Genomic DNA, 20,757 nt, shown 5'->3' on the forward strand with positions numbered 1-20,757 from the left:
TCTGCGGCGGATCAGGCCCTCGTTGCTACAGCCCCGCGGATGAACTTCAGGTCTTCTTGATCATCCTCGGTGACGTCCCTGGCCTTGAGGAACACGACGAACAGCGCCACGAGCAACGCGGCCCGGCCCCACACGCCGATCATCACGGCCTGCGCGGAGAAGCTGTCGTAGATCCCGGCCGGCTGACCGAACTCGATCGCCCAGAACCAGCGGAAGATGCCGATGCCCATGGCCAGGTCGACCACGAAGTAGGCGAAGGCCCACACCAGCCGCACACGCAGCAGCACGAGGAACGGCACCAGCCACAGCGTGTACTGCGGCGAGTGGACCTTGTGCAGCAGCATGAAGCCGCACAGCATCGCGCCGGACACCGCGATCCACGGGTAGCTGCCCTCGCGCCGGAACCGCATCCAGCCGTAGCCGGCCGCGATGCCGAACGAGAGCAGGATCGTGATCGGCGAGATGACGCCGACCAGCGACTGCATCGCGTCGTCGCCGATGAACGGCCGCAGGCCCCAGTACCAGATCGAGTTCGTGGTGATGTCGACCCGGCGCAGCTGCTGGAACTCGAACGACGCCGCCCAGCCGTCGTAGCCCGCGATCGCGAACGGCAGGTTGACCAGCACGACCGTGACGATCGACGCGAGCCCGACCTTGACCGCGCCCGCCACGTCGGTCTTCTTGCCGGTCGGCATCTCCTGGCCGCGCCAGCCGCCGGTGGCGACGAAGAGCATCAGCGGCAGCACGAAGGCCGCCGGGTAGACCTTGAACGCGAACCCGAGCCCGAGCAGCACGGACGCGACCATGGCTCTCTCGACCAGTGGCCGGTTCCAGCGGTGCACCACGAAGACCGCGGCGACCGAGCACAGGACGACGGGCAGGTCCCAGTTGTGGAACGCGTAAAGGATCAGCGGTGGACCGATCGCCCACAGCAACGCGCGCCAGCGGGCCAGCTTGCCCAGCATGTAGCCCGTGAGCAGGCCGAACGGCGCCATCAGCAGCGACGAGTAGAGCAGGTACTCCGCGTCGTTGTGCGCGAAGATCGCACCCGCCCAGATGAGCAGGCCGGACAGCACCGGGTACTCGACCGAGCCCCCGATGAGGACGCCCTTGTCGTTGATGTTGCCGTCGACGTACGGGAAGACGTGCCGGTCGATGTCACGCCCGATCCAGAGGTGCTGGATGTCGGAGTAGCAGACGTCCTGCTTGTTGCGCTCGTCGTAGTCGGGCTGCGTGCGGCCCCACTGGTCGAACGCGGGACCGGTGCAGCGGTCCTTGTTGACGAAGCCCAGCAGCAGCGTGAGCCCGCACAACAGCACGAGCACGGCGGCGGCAGCGCTGCCGAAGCGGTTCACGAAACGCCCGGCGTCGCCTCGCTCGGGCGTCACGCTCACCACCTCGTGCACGGTGTTCACCGGCCGGCGCGGTCGCGCAGGAAGGCGATGTCGTCGGCCTGGCCCTCGTCGGGAGTCTCCACCACGACGGGGCATCCGGCGGTGGCGACCACGGCTGCCAGCTGGTCGGCGTCGATGGTGCCAGTCTTGATGTTGTCGTGCCGATCGCGCGAGGAACCGAACTCGTCGCGCGAGCTGTTGAGGTGCACGAGGTCGATCCGGCCGGTGATCGCTTTCACCCGGTCGACGATGCCGACCAGGTCCTCACCGGCGGCGAACGCGTGGCAGGTGTCGAGGCAGAAGCCCGCGCCGAACTCGCCGACCGCGTCCCAGAGCAGTTTGAGGGAGTCGAACGTGCGGGCCATGGCGCCGTCGCCGCCCGCGGTGTTCTCGATCAGGACCGGGACCGCGAAGCCGCCGTCGGCGACCTGGCGCTCGAAGAACTTGCGCCAGTTCGCGAACCCCTCCGCCGGGTCCTCGCCCTTGGTGACGTGACCGCCGTGCACGATCAGGCCCTTGGCGCCCACGGTCGCGGCTGCCTCCGCGTGCTGGATCACGTTCTTCCTGGACGGAATCCGGATCTTGTTGTTCAGCGACGCGACGTTGATCATGTACGGGGCGTGGATGAACACGTCCAGGTCGGAGGCGAGCAGGGCCTCCGTCTGCGGATGGGGTTGGGGCTTCTTCCACCCCTGGGGATCCGACATGAAGAACTGGACGACCTCAGCCCCGCGTTCGGCCGCGGCGCCGACCGGGTCGTCGTCGCGTACATGGGCCCCGATGCGCATACGCACGAGGGTAGTCGGCGCCCATAACGCCATCGCAGCCGCCGCCGATAGGAGTAATTGGAAAAACTGGGGATGGTTTACGTCACCACCAGGACCTACGGTCGTTACTAGAGAGTAGGAAAGGGGTTCGCATGAGGCTGTTGAGCGCTGCCGCCACGGCGCTGCTGGCCCTGGCGTCCGCTTCGGTGGGCGGGGTCGCGCACGCGGCTGATCCGATCGTGGCCGGCAGTTGTGCCACCACCGTGCAGGGCGCGCCCGGCACCCCCGTCTCTCTGAGTCCGGCCGCCGTGACGCAGCCGATCACGGACCTCGTGCGCGCCGTCCCGTTGCTCGGGCCGCCGCTCGCCGAACCGTTCAAGCAGGCGTTCGCGCAGGTCAAGCCCATGCCGATCGGCGCGGTGCAGGTCGGCACGACGACCATCGGCGGCGGCACGATCGCCAACGCCGTGATGGCCGAGGTGAACAAGATCCCGCTGCTCGGGCCGATCCTCGGCACGCTCGACAAGACCGTGCGCACGACGCTGACGCAGGGCTGCCAGGTGACGGTGGTCGGCGTCAACAAGGCCGTCGCACCCGTCCAGGACGGCGCCAAGGCCGTCGCGGACGCCTCGCAGCAGGCCGTCGGTGCGATTCCCGGTGCACCGAAACCGCCTGGTCAGCAGCCCCAGCCGCAGCCCGGGACCAACCCCGGCACGCAGCCGGGCACCCAGCCTGGCGTTCCCGGGGTGGGCGCCGGTGCCCCCAGCAACCGCGACTTCTCGCTCTATCCGATCGGCTCGAACTTCGGCCGCGTGCCGCTGTTCAGCTACGGCTCGCTGCCGTTCGCGATGCCCGGCCTCTACTCGCCGTCGCCCGGTGTGCGGTACGGCTCGCAGGTACCCCGCGCGTCCAGCGGCACCGGCGTCGAGGGCGACTCTGTGCAGGCCGCCGGTCGCGCCACGGCGTTGCCCAGGCTGAGCGGTCCCGGCGGGGTCGGCGCTCCGGTGCTGGTCGCGGTGTTGATGCTCGCCCTGGTCACGGGTGCGCTGGTGCGGACCTGGGCGCTGCGCCGCACCCCTGCGTAGTCGCCGGACGCGCTCTGTTAACCTTTGTCAGTTGCTGACGCGACGACCCTCCTGCCACGGAAAGCCCGTGGCCGCGAGTCCACAGGAGGTGAGTGGTCCTCATGCGTCATTACGAAGTGATGGTCATCCTCGACCCCAGTCTCGACGAGCGCACTGTCGCACCGTCGCTCGACACGTTCCTCAACGTCATCCGCACCACGGGCGGAAACGTTGAGAAGGTCGAGGTTTGGGGCAAGCGCCGGTTGAGCTTCGAGATCAACAAGAGCAGCGAGGGCATCTACGCGGTGCTCGACCTGACCTCGACGCCCGACGCGGTGAAGGAACTGGACCGCCAGCTCGGTCTGCAGGAGACGGTGCTCCGGACGAAGGTCCTGCGCCGCGAGCCCGCCAAGGCTGCCAAGTTGGCCGCCAAGGCTGCGGCCAAGTCGGACGCCAAGTCGGCCAAGTCGGCGGCCAGGGCCGCTGCCAGGGCCTGACGAACCTCGACTAGGGGAGCTCCCAAGACATGGCTGGTGAGACGACGATCACGGTAGTCGGGAACCTGACTGCCGACCCCGAACTGCGCTTTACCCAGTCCGGTGCGGCGGTGGCCAGCTTCACGGTCGCCTCCACGCCCCGCACGTTCGACAAGCAGTCGGGCGAGTGGAAGGACGGCGAAGCGCTGTTCCTGCGGTGCAACGTGTGGCGGCAGGTCGCCGAGAACGTGGCCGAGTCGCTCACCCGCGGTTCGCGACCGGTTCCAGCGGTGGTTTCGCCGACGAGCCCCCCTTCTAGACCGACTGCACCGGTCATCCAGTACTTCACTCATCGCGTATTCAGGAGTTAGAGACACATGGCCAAGCCGCCTGTGCGCAAGCCCAAGAAGAAGGTCTGCGCCTTCTGCAAGGACAAGAGCGCGTCGCTGATCGACTACAAGGACACGACGCTGCTCCGCAAGTTCATCTCCGACCGCGGCAAGATCCGTGCCCGCCGCGTCACCGGCAACTGCTCGCAGCACCAGCGCGACGTCGCTGTTGCCGTGAAGAACGCCCGTGAGATGGCCCTGCTGCCCTACACCTCGACCGCTCGCTAAGAGAAGGAGACACTGCGATGAAGCTCATCCTCACCGCTGACGTTTCCGGCCTTGGCGCTCCCGGCGACATCGTCGAGGTCAAGGACGGCTACGGCCGCAACTACCTGCTCCCGCGTGGTCTCGCGATCGTCGCGACCCGTGGCGCGCAGAAGCAGATCCAGGTCATCACCCGCGCGCAGGACACCCGCCGCGTGCGCGACCTGGACCACGCCAAGGAGATCAAGACCGCGCTCGAGGGTCTCTCCGTGACGCTCAAGGCCAAGGCCGCCGCCGGCAGCAGCAAGCTGTTCGGCTCGGTCACCGCGTCGGACGTGGCGGCTGCCGTCAAGTCCGCCGGTGGTCCGGTCCTGGACAAGCGCGCCATCGAGCTGCCGGGTCACATCAAGACGACCGGCAAGCACTCGGTCACGGTTCGCCTCCACCCCGAGGTCACCGTCGCCCTGCCGCTCGAGGTCACCGGTTCCGCCCAGTAGTTCGTCGATCTCGTCAGGCGAGACCAGCAACTCTTTGGTGGGGTTCGCCTACGGTTCGGTTTGCTGAAGCGCTGCCTACCCGGAATGCTCCGGGTGGGTGGCGCTTTCGCTCGTTCGGACCAGTGTCGCCCTGTCCACTTCCTGTGGATAAACGACGCGTTCAGCGGAGCCGCGACACGCCGACGAAGGTGTTTTTTGCGACACGCCGAGGGTGTGGCGCACAACTTCTTCCACAACTTGTACACAGCCCTTGAGCTGCAGTTACTTCTGTCACTCCGCTGGTTGTCAACAGGTTGTCCCCAGCGCCGCGACCCCTGTGAGCAACCATCCACAGGTTGTCCCCCAGTTGTCCACAGGGCGATCCACACGCTGGTTTGCTTGCTCCGGACGGGTCCCTCTAGCGTCGCTGTCAGGGCAGGGCCATCGCACAGCGTGGCCGCCCGAAATTGTCGGTGCCGCGCGGTACAACTAGGTGATTCAGGCACCGGCTCTCGACTTCTCGCAGGGGTGATTCGGCAGTGGCGCTCGTGGACGACCGGGGCATGGCGGAGCCCGCATTCGAGCGTCAGCCGCCCCAGGACCTCGCGGCGGAGCAGTCCGTTCTCGGCGGCATGCTGCTGTCCAAGGACGCGATCGCGGACGTCATCGAGGCACTCGCGCCCAACGACTTCTACCGCCCGGCACACCAGGCGATCTACGACTGCATCCTCGACCTGTACGGCCGCGGCGAGCCCGCCGACCCGATCACCATCTCGGCCGAGCTCGAACGCCGCGGCGAACTGCTGCGCGTGGGCGGCGCGCCGTACCTGCACACGTTGATCGCGACGGTCCCCACGGCCGCGAACGCCGGCTACTACGCCGAGATCGTGGCCGAGAAGGCGGTGCTGCGCCGTCTGGTCGAGGCCGGCACGCGCATCGTGCAGCTGGGTTACAACGGTGCCGAGGGCGCGGACGTCGACGAGGTGGTCGACCGGGCGCAGGCCGCGATCTACGAGGTCACCGACCGCCGCACCACCGAGGACTACGTGGCCCTCGAGGACCTGCTCCAGCCGACCATGGACGAGATCGACGCGATCGCGTCGCGCGGCGGCATGTCGCAGGGCATCCCGACGGGCTTCGCCGACCTCGACGCCCTGACCAACGGCCTGCACGGCGGCCAGATGATCATCGTCGCGGCCCGCCCCGGTGTCGGCAAGGCGCTCGCCCTGGACACCCCGCTGCCCACCCCGTCCGGCTGGACGACGATGGGCGCCGTGTCGGTGGGCTCGTTCCTGATCGGCGCCGACGGCCGCCCGACCCGCGTGGTCGCCGCGACCGAGGTGATGACGGGCCGCCCGTGCTTCGAGGTCGAGTTCTCCGACGGCACCGTGATCGTGGCCGACGCCGAGCACCAGTGGCTGACGGAGTCGTGCAGCGAGACCGGCGGCTTCTGGGCGATCCGCACGACCGCGCAGCTGTTCGAGCGAGTCGGCCTGTGCCGCATGTTCGTCCGCATGTCCGCGGCCTGGGAGCTGCCCACCGCGTCGTTGCCGCTGTCCCCGCGCGCGCTGGGCCTGTTCCTGTCCGGCCTGGGCGACCTGGAACTGACCGACGACGAACTGCGCGTCGCCAAGGAACTCGACCTGGCCGACGACCCGCACATCCCCGCCGCGTACCTGCGCGCGTCCCACAAGCAGCGCGCGGAACTGCTGGCCGCGCTGCAGATCGACGGCCGCTTCGCCCGCCTGCGCCGCGACGTCGACGAACTGCTCGCAGGCCTCGGCGAGCACGACCAGGTGGAGGTCGTCGCGGTCCGCCCGGTCGCCTCCGTCCCGGTGAGGTGCGTGGAGGTCGACAACCACGACCACCTGTACCTCGCGGGCGAGACGATGATCCCGACGCACAACTCGACGCTGGGCCTCGACTTCGCCAGGTCGTGCTCGGTCAAGCACGGCATGACCAGCGCCATCTTCAGCCTGGAGATGAGCCGCACCGAGATCGTCATGCGCATGCTCTCCGCCGAGGCACGCATCCGCCTCAGCGACATGCGAGGCGGCACGATGAGCGACGACGACTGGACCCGCCTGGCCCGCCGAATGAGCGAGATCAGCGAGGCGCCGCTCTTCGTGGACGACAGCCCGAACCTCACGATGATGGAGATCAGGGCCAAGGCCCGCCGCCTCAAGCAACGCCACGACCTCAGGCTCGTGATCGTCGACTACCTCCAGCTGATGTCATCGGGCAAGAAGACGGAGTCGCGCCAGCAGGAAGTCTCGGAGTTCTCCCGAAACCTCAAGCTGATCGCCAAGGAACTCCACGTCCCGGTCATCGCGATCTCCCAGCTGAACCGTGGCCCGGAACAGCGAACCGACAAGCGCCCGATGCTCTCCGACCTCCGTGAGTCGGGCTCCCTCGAGCAGGACGCGGACATGGTCATCCTGGTCAACCGCCCGGACGCCTGGGAACGAGACGACCCGCGCGCCGGCGAGGCCGACCTGATCATCGCCAAGCACCGCGCGGGGCCGACCGCGACCATCGTCGTGGCGCACCAGCTGCACTACAGCCGCTTCACCGACCTGGCCCAGACGTAAGCCACGCTCAAATCATTCAACCGGCCACAGCCAGCAACCAGGCGAGAGTTTCGTGTTTGAGTGCCTAGTGGCTGCCGCGACGGCCTTGCCGTCAGGGCTGAACGCCACCAAATGGACATAGTTGTCGGACAGCTCACGTTTGAGGCGGCCGGTGCCGGCATCCCAGAAGCGCACTCCGGTCGCACCACCAGTCAGCAGAGTTCTGCCATCCGGGCTGAACGCAAGTGAATGTGTCTGCTCGCCGATAAAAGTCGCCATGACTGCGCCGGTGCCAGGATCCCACAGCCGTACACCTGTCTCTCCCGCGGTGGCGATGGCGTCGCCGGCCGGGTCGAACGCCACCGAGTTCGTGGGCTCCGCGAGGAGACTCAGCAGCGCCCGGCGCTCGGTTATGTCCCACACTGTGCAGCCGTTCTCCGCCATGCCGATCCAATCCTTGTCCCTCGGGGCAATACCACCCGCGACGGCGAGGCGCTTCCCATCCGGGCTGAATGCCATCCCGGTCACGCTCCGCACCGCGCGGTCGATGTCGTACCTTTCAGGGATCAGGTGGGCGACGACCTTGCGGCCAGCTATGTCGACGAGTGAAGGGCCATCGGTAGACGTCCCGACAGCGAGGAGTACCCCGTCCGGACTGATTGCGAAGCACGTGATTTCGGGATCGGCGGCGAAATGCCTCAGGTCCGTTTTTTCTTCGAACCCGTACTTGTCTTTCACGATGATGCCGGTGCGTACATCACGCCGCACAAGATCGATCGTCTCATTGGTGACGAACGACTTGCCGTCAGGGTGAACCACCGGATTCCGAACCAAGACATTCCTCCCATCAACCTCCGCGAGAGGATATCGGGTGCCCGCGTCCCAGATTCGAACCATTCTCTCGAAATTCGAAGTGGCGCGATGGGTCGATATAAGCATTCCGCCGTCGCGGCTGAACGCAATCCCGGTGGTGTCATCGCTGGTCAGTTTGCCCGCCTTCGGCCACATGACCCAGGCCATCCCACCCGCCGCCCCGGCGCCGATCAGCCCGAGCGATCCGATGACGAACCCGCGCCGTGACAGAGCCCTGCGCCGGTTTCGCACTGCCGGCCCGTCCCGTTCCACGGGCTCGGCGTCTCTCTGTTCTTTGTCGCCCTGTGTTGGGATCCCCGCCCCGTTACTCACCACCCAGTCCTCGGCGCGGTCACACTTGATCGCGATCAGTTCGGCCAGCTGGCCCGGCGTGGTTCTCCTCAGATCGATGAACCCCACACTCGGCGGTAGCCCAGGCACATCGGTGTCGTCGAACCGGGCCGGCAGCACGTACTCGGTTTCAGGGGTGAGCCTGCGAGCGAGCGCACTACGGCGCTCGTGGATGGTCCACATCTTCTCCACGTACTCGGTGGACACGAACATCACGCAGAACCGGGAGTTCTTGCGATAGATGTCGTCGAGGTGCTCGGTGAGCTCCTTGCCCCAGAGGTCGGCCAGCTCGTCCTCGTCATAGAAGTAGCTGATGCCGAGCGCCTTAAGCCGGTCCGCGACCTCCTTGACGTATTGCCGTTGCTCGCCGGCGAACGACAGGCACACGCTGTACTTGGCCATCGCGCGCGATCGTAGCCGTGGGATCCGCTCAATCGTGGCACGTTGGCTCAGCCGTTCACTCAGCTTGCGGCGCTGCTGGGATGACTCACCCATGCGGGTCGCGGTGCTGGTCAACGGGACTGGGCTCGGCTAGAACCGGAGGGTGCTGCACGACCCGCTGACGGGGCTGCCCGGACACGCGCTGCTGCTCGATCGTCTGGAGCAGTCGCTCATCCGCGCCCGCACCCGCGGCACGCTCGTGACGCTGGTGCTGATCACCGGGCCGGACGACGTGCTGGACGCGGCGCGAACCCTGCGGCGGAACGTCCGGCCCGACTTCACGGTCGCGCGGTATGGCGACGCGGTGCTGGCGGTGCTGGCGGAGCACGACTTCGGGGACGGGTCGCCTATCGCCGAGCTGATCAGGGGGCTGGTCGGGGAGCGTCCGCAGGTCCACTGGGTGACGAGTGACGGTGATGCCGCGCCACAAGAAATGCTCGCCACAGCACGAATTCCCCCCGAACGGCACTGAGCCCCAGCGACACTGTCGTGTCGCTGGGGCTCAGCTTCTTACCGGAGGGAGGGTGTTACGTACTGCGGGGGTGTTACGTGGTGCGGGGTGTTACAGCGAGCCGGTCACCGTCTGGAACAGGTTGGCCGGGTCGATCATGGCGATCGCCGGAGCGTCGAACGGCAGCGCGCGCTCGTCGGCCTTCGGGGCCAGACCCTGGGTCGGGTTCAGGCTGAGACCCGAGAGGGAGGCCGGGCCGTCGACGGGCAGTGCCGGCAGCGAACGCTCGGTGGGCAGCGCGGGCAGCTGCACCGGCAGCGGCAGGGCCGGGGCGGTCACCGGGAGGGACGGCAGCGAACGCCCGGTGGCGCCGGCCGGAACCAGGCCCTTCGCGGCGTCGAGCAGCTGGCCCAGGGGCAGGCCCTGGACGTTCGGCGTGATGCTGCCGGTGCCACCGTTCAGCGGCAGGGAGGAGCGCTCCTGCGCCACACCGGGCAGAGCCGGGGTGGGCAGCTGGCCGGTCAGACCCGTCAGGTCACTCGGGTTCGGGAGCTGGTTGATCGGCAGCTTGCTGTCGAGACCGTGGAACGCCGGAACCTCGTTGGCCTTCATCAGGCTGTCGACGCCCTTGGGGAGCTCCAGGCCCTTGAGCTGCGTGGCGCGCAGGGTGCCGTCGGTGTCCTCGCCGGTGAGCTGCGTGTCGTCGCTCGTGCCCAGCGTGGTCGCCTGGCCGACGACCTCGACGGGGATGCGCGCGAGCTTGGCAGCCGCCTCGACCGGGACGTGCATGTCGCGGGCGGTCAGCGGGCCGCTGCCCTCGGTGAGGGTCTCGCCGCCGGCCTGGGTGTACGAGGCCTTGTCGGTGACCGTCGTCGCGTTGCCGGCAACGGCCACGGCGTTCGCGTACACGCCGGCGAAGGCGTTGGCCGGAACGTTGATCAGGTTGCCGGACACCGAGGCGTCCTCGGCCGAGGAGTAGCTGTCGTCACCGGACACGACGTTGGTGGCGGACACCACGTCGGAGTTCGTGATGCCGGCCGCGGCGACCGTGTTGCCGGGAACGACCGGGAGGACCGCCGGCTGCGCACCGATCAGGTTGCCGGAGACGGCACCCTTGTCACCGTTGCTGTTGACGTCGCCGCCGGCGACCGAGCTGAGGTCGTTGGTGGCGGTGGAGTTGACGTTGCTGCCGCCGCCGACCGACCAGCCGAGCACCTGGGTGCCGGTCGCGACCGGAGCCGACACGACGTTGCCCGCGATGGAGCCCGCCTCGCCGGTGGTGATGGCGTCGCCGCCGGCCGTCATGTCGGTGGCGTTGACACCCTTGGTGTCGTTGTTGCCCACCAGCGTGACGCCGTCAGCGAAGACCTGGGCCGGCGTCGAGGTCGGGACCTGGACGATGTTGCCGGACGCCGAGCTCTTCTTGCCGGTCGCGTGGGGCGCGTCGCCCGCGGTGACCGTGGTGTCGTTCGCCGAGTCCGACGTGGTGTTGCCCACGAGACCGGCGGTGACGGCGAAGACCTGCGGGGCAACCGCGGTCGGCGCGGTCACGATGTTGCTGGAGACCGTGCCGCGGTCGTCCTCGGTGTTCGGGGTGCCACCGGACTGGACCAGCTTGACCTCGTCGGCCGAGCCTGCGGCCTGGCCACCGACGGCGGCGGCGAGACCGTAGACCTCGGCGGGCGCGGCGAGCGGGGTCGAGGCGATGTTGCCCGAACCGACCGAGTCGTTGCCCGTCGTGCCCTGGTAGCCCGAGGTGACCGACTTGACGTCGTTCTCGCAGGTACCAGCGGCCTGACCGACGAGCGTGGCACCGTTGCCGCACGCGTCCACGGCCGTGGCCGGGGGAACGTCCGCGATGTTGCCGGAGAGCACGGACTTGTCGCCGACGGTGAAGACGTCGCCACCGGCGGTGGAGTTCGCCTCGTTCGAGTGGTCGGTCAGCGCGTTGCCGACCACGGACGCACCGTTGCCACCCACCGCTGCGGGCAGCGAGACGGGCGCGCCGGCGACGTTGCCGGACGCCGTCGAGCCGTGGCCGGTGGTGTGCTTCGAGTCTCCGGCGCGCGAGTCGTTGACCGTGTCGCTGACCGCGGCGGCGTTGCCACCGGCGGCGGCGGCGTTGTCGTCGACCGTGATCGGGCCGGCGAGCGCGGGCTCGGCGATGTTGCCGGCGAGGGTGGCGGGGTCACCGTTGGTGATGGTCTTGCCACCGGCGTACGCGGCACCGGTCTGGGTCGAGTCGGTGGCGGAGTTGCCCGCACCGGCGGCCGAGTTGCCGTTCACCTCGAACAGCGGGGCCAGCGGGATCGGCACGGCGTTGCCGGAGATCGAGCTGTTCTTGCCGCTGGTGATGACGTCGCCCTCGGAGGAGGCGAACGTGTCAGCGGTGGAGTTGGCGTTGGCGATGCCCGCCGCGCCCACACCGTTGCCGGTGATCTGAACCGGGGTCGCACCCTGCTCGGAGACGACGTTGCCGGAGATGGCGCCCTTGTCACCACTGGTGGTGATGTCGCCGCCGGTCGTGGAGACCTGCTCGGCGGAGGTGTTGGTCTCGGCGTTGCCGCCGGCCGCGATCGCGTTGCCCGTGATCTGGACCGGGAGGATGTGGTTGACGGCGACGACGTTGCCGGCGAGAGCCTGGCCCGCGCCATCCGTGACGATCGTGCCGTCGCGGTGGGTGTGCTGCACGCAGTCGCCGGACGCCTCGGTGTTCGCGAGGACCGCGATCGCGTTGCCGCAGATGTTGATCGGCACGTCGGCGTGCGCCTGGATCGTGTTGCCGCGCACCACGTTCTGGAGCGGGGTGCCCTGCAGGCGCTCGCCGGTCTGACGAACCAGCGGGTTCGCGACGGGCGCTGCCGTGCGGGTCGGCACCACGCTGGTGACGCGGTCCGTGCTGATGGTCCGGTCGATCTTGGGGACCGTGACTTCCCGGACCGGCGTGGCCAGCTTGTTCTGGTCGGCCTTGATCGGAACCGAGGCCGCAACGTCGACAGCCGGAGGCGCAGCGTCCGGGTCGACGTTCTCCTGGGCAGAAGCGATGCCCGTACCGAGCATCAGCAAACCACCAGTGACAAACGCGGTCTGAAGTCCGCGCTTTGCCCAGGTCTGCATTAGATCTCCTTCATCGGGTTCCCGTCGAGAAAGCGACGGGGGCTCAAGGGGGTGGGGCCGAAACGCGCAGGGGAGGGCGCGTCATCACCGGGGGAGTCGCACGCGGTGATCGACCTGTGTGAGCGCAAGAAAAAAGCGCGACGGTCGACTTCCGGACAGCCATGGGGAGGTGGGCTGCCGCGGACCGCGCGCTGGAATCAGTCGGGGTTGATACCGGGCTGCTTGCCCGGCGTCACGGTGACCTCGTCGGTGGACGGCGCGAGAGCGCGCGTCGACGAGATGCCGTGAGCGTCACCGGGTGCAGCGAGAGCAGCCATCATGCTGCCCTTGGCAGAACCAGAACCGTCGTTGCACGAAGCGCACTGCACCGGCGCGGGGGCCGGGATGGGCAGCTTCGGGAGCGGGGTGCTGGGCAGAGGCGGATGCTGCTCGGAAGGCACGACGAAGTCGTTGTGCTCCAACAGATCCGTCCAGCTGCCACCGGACGGGCCGGTGAACTGCGAGACCACCGGTGCCGGCGACTGTCCGGCATCGGTGGTGGGGGCCGGGATCTCCGGGAACGTCACGTCCATCGCCCGCTCACTGGCGGGGCTGCTGGACTGACCGATCCTGGTGGCCTGCGGCAGGATTCGAGCGGAGATCCGCTCGACCGCCTGGGAGACCTGCATGTCCGGCAGGGAGGCGCGAGCCTTCTCCTGCTCGGCGCGCAAGGTCTCGTCGATCTTGTGCACTGCCTTGGCAGCGGGAACGACGACCGGCAGCTTCTCGTCCGTATTGGCGACGAGCTTGCTGAAGACGTCGAACTGCTGCGCGTCGGCAGCGGGCACGGTGTCGGCCGCGTTGGCCGACGTCGTGGCGAGCGCCAAGGCAACGGCCGTTCCCGCGATCGCTCCACCGACGGCGAGCAGCGCTCGGGTGGCGAACCGGCGGATGCCGTTCGCTCCCGTCTTCGCTCGCAGCTCAGTGGAGAACAACGCAGGAAACCTCGCTACTCGGTGGCACTCAAGGGAATCGCCGACGATCAACGTGATCAAGTCGACGTCGGCGACTCTGCCAGTCCATCCACCCCAAATGCACGCTCTGGGCACTCGGTTAACTACATCGTGTGAACGGCTTCCTTGGCTCACAGCCGTTTCAGCACACGGGCCGCACCTGCGGCCGCGGTCGACGCGAGCACCCAGCCCACCGCCACGAGCAGCGAAGATATCCATTGCGACGCACCGGTGAACTGCCACTTGCCGTCGTGGCCGAAGTCGATGATCGGGATCAGGAGGTCGAGGGCGAGCAGCGCGGCGTTCCACACCGGGTCCTCGTCGGAGTTGAGCTTGACCATCGGGTTCCAGTTGAACCACAGCGCGCCGAACAGCCAGAACACGGCGAGCCAGCAGATCGCGAGCCACGGCCGGTAGCCGTAGCCGACCGTCCACCGCTGCACGACGCCCCAGACCCGGCCGGCGTGGCCGAGTTCGGAGTAGCGGCGGCGTTGCTTCTCCAGCTGGACCTTCTGCGCGAGTTCCTCCTCGCCACCCTGCTGGTAGACGGCGGCGAGCTGTTCGTACGGTCCGGGCGCGAAGTCCGGCTGCACCTTGAGCAACCACTTCAGCCGCGTCTGCACCGGCACGTCCGGGTCGGCGGTGATGCCGGCGAACTCGAAGTCGTCCACGGCGACGCCACCCTCGGCGTCCCACAGCCCCGGCCCGTCGGTCACCGACACCGCTTTCAGGCGGCTCAGCACTATTTTCCCCTTGGGCTGCTGGCCCTCGGGAATGTGCAGGCGGAACTGGTGGACGGTGAGGCCGTAGGCGTTGAGCGCGATGTCCGCCGCGGTCGAACCGAGGTGCGAGTCACTGAACGTCGCCATCTTGCCGACCTCGCCCAGCCGGATCCGCACGCCGCCGACCGCGGTGAACCCGCGGCTGCACAGGAGGTCCTTGCCGATCGTGATGGCGCGGGCGTCCAGTGACGGCTTCTGCGTGCCGTTCCCGCGGAGCCGCGGGAGGGTGAGCTCGGCACCGGAGAGGTCGAGCGTGGAGCCGATGTTCGCGTTCTGCAGGCGAACCGAGCCCTTGGCCTTCAGCTCGCGCAGGAAGAGCGTGCCGCCGACCTGGAGGCGGTCGGCGAACAGGACGTCGATGCCCGGCCCGTGCAGCGAGACGCCGGACATGCTGGCGCTGCCGTTGATGGTCGCGTTGGACAGCCGGACCTGGCCGTAGGTGTGCAGTGCCTTGGAACGGATGCCCGCGCCGTTGACGGCACTGCGCGCCTCGACGTCGCCGCGGACCTGCATGCCGTCGGCGTGCAGGGCGACCGGGATGCGGTTCGTGACGTCCCCGGCGAGCTCTTCGGCGATCTCCCGCGGCCCGATCACCGCGCCGGACAGGCGGAGGTAGCCGCCGATGCTCGCGTTCGGCAGCCGGACCGTGCCCTCGCTGATGAAGCCGTCGTCGAGTTCGACGTTGCCCTCGACCCGGATGCGGTCGGCCACGAGCGTCGCGGCCTCGTCGGCCGATCCGTGCGGCAGCACCAGCACCTGGTTGTCGACGCGGTGGGCGGAGTTGAGGCGGGCGCCGGTGAACTCGACGTTCCCGTGGACGCGCGCACCGTCGAACAGCACGCGGCCGTCGGCGGTGAAGCGGCCGCCCTCGGCGTTGCAGAAGACGTTGCCCGCGACGACGATCCCGGACGCGTCGAGCGCGTCCTTGCCGGTGTTGACCAGCCGCGCGCCGCCGAGGTGGACGCTGCCGCCGATCGCCGCGCCACGGAGCCGCACCTCTCCGTTCGCGCGCATCGCGATGGCCTGGATCGAGCCGCTGACCCTGAGCCGGGCGCCGAGCAGTGCGTGGTCGGTGTTCGAACGCAGCACCGCGCCGGCGAGGCGGAGCGTTCCGTCCACCGCGGCGTCGGTGAGGTCGACGGTGCCGGTGCAGGTGAAGCCGGCTTCGAGGACCAGATCGCTGAAGATCCTCAGGTTGCGGCCCTGGAGGCCGGGAAGGCGGGTGCCGCGCAACCGCAGGCCGATGAGGCGGGCCATGCGGAGGTCGACCGACTCCTCGAACGTGCAGTGGGTGAGGTCGATGACCCGCGTGACGCGGGTGCCCTCCAGTGCGAACCTGCCGGTGATCCGCGCGTTGCGCAGACGCAGAGCCGGTAGTCCCTTGCGCGGCACCCGGTACATGCCGGTCAGCAGACCGGTGAGCACCTCGCCGCGCACGCTCTGCCCGGTCAGGTCGATCTCGGTGCCACCCGCATAGGCCCCGGCGACCTGGCGTTCGAGCTCGGTCAAGTCTTCGGGCTTGATCACGTTCGTCCTCCCCTGACGAATCGGATCATCCCTGCTGGGGTTGCACCTTGGCGAGGGTATGAACAGTTAACGTGAGGCCATGAGCACGCCGGAGTCGGAGATCAGCGGCCGCGTTCCGACGCTGCTGCGCGTGAGTGCCGCGCTGAGCTGGCGGTTCGTGGTCGTGGTGGCCGCGTTGTACGTGGTCGCCTACGTGTTCGGCTTCCTCGCGTCGATAGTGATCCCCGTCGCTATCGCGCTGCTGCTCGCCGCACTGCTGTCACCCGGCGTCTCGAAGCTCGTCGAGTGGCGGGTGCCGCGGGGCGTGGCGGTGACCGTGATGATGATCATCGGCGTCGGTGTTCTCGGCGGCGTGCTGACGTTCGTGATCAGTGAGTTCTCCCGGGGCCTGCCCGAGCTGCAGACACAGGTGGCGGCGTCGCTCGACACGATCCAGAAGTGGCTGAAGGACGGGCCCGCGCACCTGTCGGACCAGCAGCTGCAGAACTACCTCAACGAGATCGTGAAGACGATCAAGGAGAACCAGGCGGAGATCACCTCCGGTGCCCTGACGACCGCCGCGACCCTGGGCGAGTTGCTCACCGGGCTGCTGCTGGCGCTGTTCACGCTGATCTTCTTCCTGCACGACGGTGACGGCATCTGGCGTTTCGTGACTCGTGCGGTGCCTCGGGACGTGCGTCAGCGGGTCGACGTGGCGGGACGGCGCGGGTTCGGCTCTCTCGTTTCTTATGTGCGCGCTACGGCCGTGGTCGCGATCGTGGACGCCGTTGGCGTTGGTGTCGGTCTGGCGATCATCGGTGTGCCGCTCGTGGTGCCGCTGTCCGCCTTGGTGTTCCTCGGCGCGTTCGTTCCCATCATCGGTGCGGTGTTCACCGGTGCCGTGGCGGTGTTGGTTGCGTTGGTGACCAACGGGCCTATCGCTGCGTTGATCGTGCTGGCCGTGCTCATCGGTGTGATGCAGCTGGAGTCGCACGTTCTGCAGCCGTTGCTGCTGGGACGTGCGGTCAAGTTGCACCCGTTGGCCGTGGTGCTCGCGATCGCCTGCGGATTGGTGACCGGTGGCATCGCCGGGGCGTTGCTGGCTGTTCCGTTGCTGGCGGTGCTGAACTCGGGGATCCGGTCGCTGGTGTCCGATTCGGACGCTTTGCAGACGCCGGAGAAGGTGGACGTGCTGAACCCTCAGGACACGGCGCCGAAGGACGACACGGGCGAACGGGTCAAAGAGCTCTAGGCCATCGACACGAGGTTTCGGCCATAAGCCTTGGCCGCCAGCAACGCCGCGTCGGCCGCCACCAACAGGTCCGGCAGCTCGTACCCGAACCGAGTCGTCGTCGACACCCCTATGGACACAGTCAGCCCGTGCAGCTCGTGCGGCTTGCCATCCGTGGCCATCGTGGGCACGCGAAGTGCCTCCACGGCCTTGCGAACGCGTTCGGCGACGTACTCGGCCTCGTCGGACGTCGCCTCGGGCAGGAGCACGACGAACTCCTCGCCGCCGAACCGGCCCACCAGGTCTCCTCGGCGGACGGTGCCGCGCAGCAGCAACGAGATCGCGGCCAGGGCGGCGTCGCCCGCGAGGTGGCCGACCTCGTCGTTGACCCTCTTGAAGTGGTCCAGGTCGAGGAGCATGACGGCCATCGGGCGGGTGCGGCTCGCGCCCTTGTTCAGTTCGTAGCGGGCTCGGGTGTCCCAGTGCACCGCGTTGGCCAGGCCGGTTTTGGCGTCACGCTGGGCTGAGCGGCGCCATTGGGGGAGTTGGGCCGCTCGTTCCAGCAGGGCCAGGGACGGGCCGGCGATGAGGACGTGGACGGCGTTCGACTCCGCCACGCAGCCCATGAGGCCGCCGATCGACACGGCGACTATGCCGAGGATGGCGTCGATGGGTTCGCCGACGTTCTCCTCGAAGGTGGCGGACGGGCTGCGCAGCTTCAGGCCCAGCGCGATCAGGCCCGCTCGCAGGACCAGCAGCAGTACCGCGGCCAGGGTGAGGACCACGAGGTTGGTGTGCGGGTCAGCCCAGCCGAGGACGTAGCGGGTGGCGAAGACGGCCAGTGTGGTGGCGCTCAGCGTGAAGAGCCAGCGGTGGGTCTCCGGGCGCTGGGCCAGCAGGCAGTGCAGGGCCGGGCCGAAGAGGAGCAGCACCATCAGGTTCGGCGGGAGGGCGAGGATGCCTGCCGTCAGGTAGCAGAGGTGGGCGGCCCACGGGTTGCGTTCCGTCTCGCCGAGGCGGTGGCTGTAGATGGTGGTACCGATGATCACCGCACCCGCTGTGCCCGCGATCGCGGCGAATCTGGCGATTTCGGAGGGTGATGGTGTTTCGGAGGAAACGATCGCGTAGGTGACGGTGGCGAGGGCTGCCATGTCGATGAACAACCAGTAGTAGAGCGCAGGCCGCCGCAAAGTCCACACCGGCCAGTCCCGCACCCGCATCGCCCTCCCCCGAACCCGGAGAGCGTCGCACATTCCTCCGTTCGGCAGAAGACGGCCACCTGGGGGTTAGCCAGCACACGTTCACCCGGCAGGATGGTGTCCGAAAGGAGCACAGCGTGCCCAAAGAGCCTGCCGAACGTGTGACAAAGGTGATCGACGACCCGGCCACGCCCCTGTGGCGCGGGACGATTGCGCTACGCATAGTCACATTCCTCTTCGCGGCGGCCAACGTCATCGCGAACCAATCCGGTTACGTACGGCCGTGGCTTGCGTGGACCACGCTCGGGGTGATGGCGCTGTGGTCCGTCTTCACGAGCCGCGCCTACAGCACGACGTGGGGCAGGCGGTGGCCGCTCGTGCTGGTCGACCTGGCCCTGACCTGCGGTCTCATGTCGCTGTCGCCGTTGATCATGTCCGACCACCAGTTGCTGGTCCTGCACGTCCCGCTGATCACGACGATCTGGGCGTGCGTGCCGGCGGTTGCGCTGGGCGCGCTCGGCGGGCCGGCCGCGGGCTTCGGCGGCGGGCTGACCGTCGGCCTCTTCACCTATCTGTCCCACCGTTCGCCGAGCCTCGACCTGCTGCGCGACGTCGTGCTGCTGTCCGGTGCGGGCATGGTCGTCGGCATGGCGTCGGCCACGGCACGGCGTTCGGCTGTGCTGCTCGCCCAGGCCTTGAGAGCCGAGGCGGCCACAGCGGAACGCGAACGTCTGGCCCGTTCGATTCACGACAGCGTGCTGCAGGTCCTCGCCCGCGTGCGCAAGCGCGGCCTGGAGGTCGGTGGCGAGGCCGCCGAACTGGCCAAGATGGCGGGCGAGCAGGAGGTGGCGCTGCGGAACCTGGTGGCCGCCGCGCCGACGGACTCCACTGTGGATGGAGACATCGACCTGCGCCCTGGCCTGCAGATGCTCGCCACACCGAGGATCCAGGTCTCGACACCCGCGACCCAGGTGATGTTCGAGGCCCCGGCGGCGGGCGAGCTCACGTCGTTGGTGCGTGAGGCTCTGTCCAACGTGGACAAGCACTGCGGCGAGGACGCACGCGCCTGGGTGTTGCTGGAAGATCTCGGGGAGGAGATCGTGCTGAGCGTCAGGGACGATGGGCCTGGCATCCCCGAAGGCCGGATCGCGTCGGCCGCCGCGGAAGGCAGGATGGGGATCGAGAAGTCGATCAAAGGCCGGGTGGAGTCGCTCGGCGGAACGCTGGAGCTCCAGACCGGGCCGGGGGAGGGCACGGAATGGGAGGTTCGGGTGTTCAGGAAGGGGGCGGCAGGATGACGGTCTCGGTGATGGTCGTGGACGACCACCCGATGTGGCGCGAAGGCGTGGCGCGCGATCTCCAGGAACGCGGCTTCGAGGTCGTGGCGACCGCGGGTGACGCGCCCTCGGCCGTGCGGATCGCGAAGGCCGTGCGGCCCAACGTGGTCCTGATGGACCTCAACCTCGGCGAACTCTCCGGGGTCGACGCCACCGCGATGATCACCAGTGAGCTGCCCGACACGCGCGTGCTCGTGCTGTCCGCGTCCGGTGAGCACGACGACGTGCTGCAGGCCGTGAAGGCGGGCGCGTCCGGCTACCTGGTGAAGTCCGCGTCCTCGGAGGAACTGGTCGAGGCCGTGTCCCGGACGGCAGCGGGCGACGCCGTGTTCACGGCGGGGCTCGCGGGCCTGGTGCTGGGCGAGTACCGGCGGATGGCCGCCGCGCCCGACGGCGCGGAGGAGAAGCCTCAGCTCACCGATCGGGAGACCGAGGTGCTGCGGCTGGTCGCCAAGGGCCTGACCGCACGACAGATCGCGAACCGCCTGGTGATCTCCCACCGCACGGTCGAAAACCACGTTCAATCGACATTGCGCAAGCTCCAACTGCACAACCGGGTGGAGTTGGCGCGTTATGCCATCGAGCACGGTCTCGACGCCGAACCGGAGGCAGAGAAATGACAGACCCCAGAGAGTTACGCGTGTCCGATGCGGAACGTGAGCACGTCGTCACCCTGCTGAACAAGGCGGTGGGCCGCGGCATGATCACGCTCGACGAGTTCACCGTGCGCACGGACACCGCACTCGGCGCGAAGACCAGGGCCGATCTGAACGTGGTGCTGCTCGACCTGCCCGGCATGGTCAACAACGAGCTGGCCCGCGAGCGGACCGAGCTGAAGAACACGATGAGCACCACGACCCGCAAGGGTCACTGGGTCGTGCCGAACGAGCTCGTCATCCGCAACACCCTCGGCACCACGAACCTCGACTTCACCGCCGCCGAGGTGCCGCCGGTCGTCAACGTCGACCTGGACGTGTCGCTGGGCACGGTGAAGCTCCTGCTGCCGGCGGGGTCGTCGGTCAACGCCGACGCCGTCGAGATCACCGCGGGCGAGCTGAAGGACAAGGTCCAGAACACCACCATGGGCAACCCGCACTTCCAGCTCAAGGGCTCGGTGCGCGGCGGGACCGTGGTGATCAAGCGGAGCAAGCGCTGACC

17 protein-coding genes and 1 pseudogene are annotated in these 20,757 nt (G+C 68.3%); 11 read left to right on the forward strand and 7 right to left on the reverse strand.

The window, feature by feature from the left end; genetic code table 11:
* Positions 1–11 precede the first annotated feature (11 nt).
* Together IG04_RS0130320 and IG04_RS0130325 are read right to left on the reverse strand one after the other, a co-directional pair.
* Positions 12–1,388, reverse strand: a complete 1,377-nt coding sequence (locus IG04_RS0130320; protein ID WP_245816314.1) for a glycosyltransferase family 87 protein — start codon at positions 1,386–1,388, stop codon at positions 12–14.
* A gap of 23 nt (positions 1,389–1,411) precedes the next feature.
* Positions 1,412–2,182 carry a deoxyribonuclease IV gene (locus IG04_RS0130325; RefSeq protein ID WP_030480161.1) on the reverse strand — a complete coding sequence of 257 codons (771 nt, stop codon included), beginning with the start codon at positions 2,180–2,182 and terminating at the stop codon, positions 1,412–1,414.
* A 131-nt stretch (positions 2,183–2,313) separates the two neighbouring features.
* On the opposite strand from IG04_RS0130325, the gene IG04_RS44340 reads away from it, so the two are divergent.
* The 6 genes and pseudogenes from IG04_RS44340 to dnaB all read left to right on the forward strand — a co-directional run bounded on the left by IG04_RS44340 (position 2,314) and on the right by dnaB (position 7,361).
* Complete coding sequence (locus tag IG04_RS44340; protein ID WP_051770975.1) at positions 2,314–3,246, forward strand: hypothetical protein; 933 nt, start codon at positions 2,314–2,316, stop codon at positions 3,244–3,246.
* 101 nt (positions 3,247–3,347) lie between these two features.
* Positions 3,348–3,722, forward strand: coding sequence for a 30S ribosomal protein S6 (gene rpsF, locus IG04_RS0130335; protein WP_084401594.1), 375 nt, complete (start codon positions 3,348–3,350; stop codon positions 3,720–3,722).
* Between the two features lie 29 nt (positions 3,723–3,751).
* Positions 3,752–3,985 (forward strand): annotated as a pseudogene (ssb, locus tag IG04_RS0130340) (single-stranded DNA-binding protein); the annotation flags it as partial.
* A gap of 93 nt (positions 3,986–4,078) precedes the next feature.
* On the forward strand, positions 4,079–4,318 hold the full coding sequence (gene rpsR, locus IG04_RS0130345; RefSeq protein WP_030480165.1) for a 30S ribosomal protein S18: 240 nt from the start codon (positions 4,079–4,081) through the stop codon (positions 4,316–4,318).
* 17 nt (positions 4,319–4,335) lie between these two features.
* A complete protein-coding gene (gene rplI / locus IG04_RS0130350) occupies positions 4,336–4,791 on the forward strand; it encodes a 50S ribosomal protein L9 (protein ID WP_030480166.1) in 456 nt (151 codons plus the stop codon).
* Between the two features lie 611 nt (positions 4,792–5,402).
* A complete protein-coding gene (gene dnaB, locus IG04_RS0130355) occupies positions 5,403–7,361 on the forward strand; it encodes a replicative DNA helicase (protein ID WP_420864959.1) in 1,959 nt (652 codons plus the stop codon).
* Between the two features lie 12 nt (positions 7,362–7,373).
* Here dnaB and IG04_RS44345 read toward each other — a convergent pair whose 3' ends face one another.
* Positions 7,374–8,945 carry a TIR domain-containing protein gene (locus tag IG04_RS44345; protein ID WP_051770978.1) on the reverse strand — a complete coding sequence of 524 codons (1,572 nt, stop codon included), beginning with the start codon at positions 8,943–8,945 and terminating at the stop codon, positions 7,374–7,376.
* 142 nt (positions 8,946–9,087) lie between these two features.
* Between IG04_RS44345 and IG04_RS43040 the strand changes: the two genes are divergently transcribed.
* The gene (locus tag IG04_RS43040; RefSeq protein WP_051770979.1) at positions 9,088–9,456 is read left to right on the forward strand and encodes a nucleotidyl cyclase domain-containing protein; all 369 of its coding nucleotides are present in this window, start codon (positions 9,088–9,090) and stop codon (positions 9,454–9,456) included.
* Positions 9,457–9,546: 90 nt separating this feature from the next.
* Here IG04_RS43040 and IG04_RS0130370 read toward each other — a convergent pair whose 3' ends face one another.
* The 3 genes from IG04_RS0130370 to IG04_RS0130380 form a co-directional block, all read right to left on the reverse strand.
* Positions 9,547–12,552, reverse strand: a complete 3,006-nt coding sequence (locus tag IG04_RS0130370) for a beta strand repeat-containing protein (protein ID WP_030480169.1) — start codon at positions 12,550–12,552, stop codon at positions 9,547–9,549.
* Positions 12,553–12,749: 197 nt separating this feature from the next.
* Positions 12,750–13,526, reverse strand: a complete 777-nt coding sequence (locus IG04_RS0130375) for a hypothetical protein (protein ID WP_030480170.1) — start codon at positions 13,524–13,526, stop codon at positions 12,750–12,752.
* 149 nt (positions 13,527–13,675) lie between these two features.
* Complete coding sequence (locus tag IG04_RS0130380; protein WP_030480171.1) at positions 13,676–15,853, reverse strand: translocation/assembly module TamB domain-containing protein; 2,178 nt, start codon at positions 15,851–15,853, stop codon at positions 13,676–13,678.
* 79 nt (positions 15,854–15,932) lie between these two features.
* Between IG04_RS0130380 and IG04_RS0130385 the strand changes: the two genes are divergently transcribed.
* Entirely contained in the window at positions 15,933–17,084 is a 1,152-nt protein-coding gene (locus tag IG04_RS0130385; RefSeq protein ID WP_051770983.1) for an AI-2E family transporter, read from the forward strand.
* On the opposite strand, the gene IG04_RS0130390 is transcribed toward IG04_RS0130385, so the two are convergent.
* A complete protein-coding gene (locus IG04_RS0130390) occupies positions 17,081–18,283 on the reverse strand; it encodes a GGDEF domain-containing protein (protein WP_338043606.1) in 1,203 nt (400 codons plus the stop codon). The genes IG04_RS0130385 and IG04_RS0130390 overlap by 4 nt on opposite strands.
* Before the next feature lie 116 nt (positions 18,284–18,399).
* Here IG04_RS0130390 and macS point away from each other — a divergent pair, with 116 nt between their 5' ends.
* The 3 genes from macS to IG04_RS0130405 are packed head-to-tail and all read left to right on the forward strand — an operon-like array spanning position 18,400 to position 20,755.
* Positions 18,400–19,560: a MacS family sensor histidine kinase gene (gene macS, locus IG04_RS0130395; RefSeq protein ID WP_245816317.1), complete on the forward strand. Its 1,161-nt coding sequence runs from the start codon at positions 18,400–18,402 to the stop codon at positions 19,558–19,560.
* The gene (locus tag IG04_RS0130400; RefSeq protein ID WP_030480175.1) at positions 19,557–20,219 is read left to right on the forward strand and encodes a response regulator; all 663 of its coding nucleotides are present in this window, start codon (positions 19,557–19,559) and stop codon (positions 20,217–20,219) included. Before macS ends, IG04_RS0130400 begins: the two co-directional genes overlap by 4 nt.
* Positions 20,216–20,755 carry a DUF1707 SHOCT-like domain-containing protein gene (locus tag IG04_RS0130405; RefSeq protein ID WP_030480176.1) on the forward strand — a complete coding sequence of 180 codons (540 nt, stop codon included), beginning with the start codon at positions 20,216–20,218 and terminating at the stop codon, positions 20,753–20,755. The genes IG04_RS0130400 and IG04_RS0130405 overlap by 4 nt, the downstream gene beginning before the upstream one ends.
* The last annotated feature ends 2 nt before the right edge of the window (positions 20,756–20,757 follow it).

It is taken from the genome of Lentzea albidocapillata (assembly GCF_000719115.1).
In the GTDB taxonomy this organism is placed as follows: domain Bacteria; phylum Actinomycetota; class Actinomycetes; order Mycobacteriales; family Pseudonocardiaceae; genus Lentzea; species Lentzea albidocapillata.

What these genes read in the sequence shown, in the direction of transcription:
- IG04_RS0130325 (WP_030480161.1), bottom strand. Translation starts at nt 2,182, where the DNA reads ATGCGCATCGGGGCCCATGTACGCGACGACGACCCGGTCGGCGCCGCG.
- rpsF (WP_084401594.1), top strand. Translation starts at nt 3,348, where the DNA reads ATGCGTCATTACGAAGTGATGGTCATCCTCGACCCCAGTCTCGACGAG.
- IG04_RS44345 (WP_051770978.1), bottom strand. Translation starts at nt 8,945, where the DNA reads ATGGCCAAGTACAGCGTGTGCCTGTCGTTCGCCGGCGAGCAACGGCAA.
- IG04_RS0130405 (WP_030480176.1), top strand. Translation starts at nt 20,216, where the DNA reads ATGACAGACCCCAGAGAGTTACGCGTGTCCGATGCGGAACGTGAGCAC.
- IG04_RS0130385 (WP_051770983.1), top strand. Translation starts at nt 15,933, where the DNA reads ATGAGCACGCCGGAGTCGGAGATCAGCGGCCGCGTTCCGACGCTGCTG.
- dnaB (WP_420864959.1), top strand. Translation starts at nt 5,403, where the DNA reads ATGCTGCTGTCCAAGGACGCGATCGCGGACGTCATCGAGGCACTCGCG.
- IG04_RS44340 (WP_051770975.1), top strand. Translation starts at nt 2,314, where the DNA reads ATGAGGCTGTTGAGCGCTGCCGCCACGGCGCTGCTGGCCCTGGCGTCC.
- IG04_RS0130370 (WP_030480169.1), bottom strand. Translation starts at nt 12,552, where the DNA reads ATGCAGACCTGGGCAAAGCGCGGACTTCAGACCGCGTTTGTCACTGGT.
- IG04_RS0130390 (WP_338043606.1), bottom strand. Translation starts at nt 18,283, where the DNA reads ATGCGGGTGCGGGACTGGCCGGTGTGGACTTTGCGGCGGCCTGCGCTC.
- rplI (WP_030480166.1), top strand. Translation starts at nt 4,336, where the DNA reads ATGAAGCTCATCCTCACCGCTGACGTTTCCGGCCTTGGCGCTCCCGGC.
- rpsR (WP_030480165.1), top strand. Translation starts at nt 4,079, where the DNA reads ATGGCCAAGCCGCCTGTGCGCAAGCCCAAGAAGAAGGTCTGCGCCTTC.
- IG04_RS0130400 (WP_030480175.1), top strand. Translation starts at nt 19,557, where the DNA reads ATGACGGTCTCGGTGATGGTCGTGGACGACCACCCGATGTGGCGCGAA.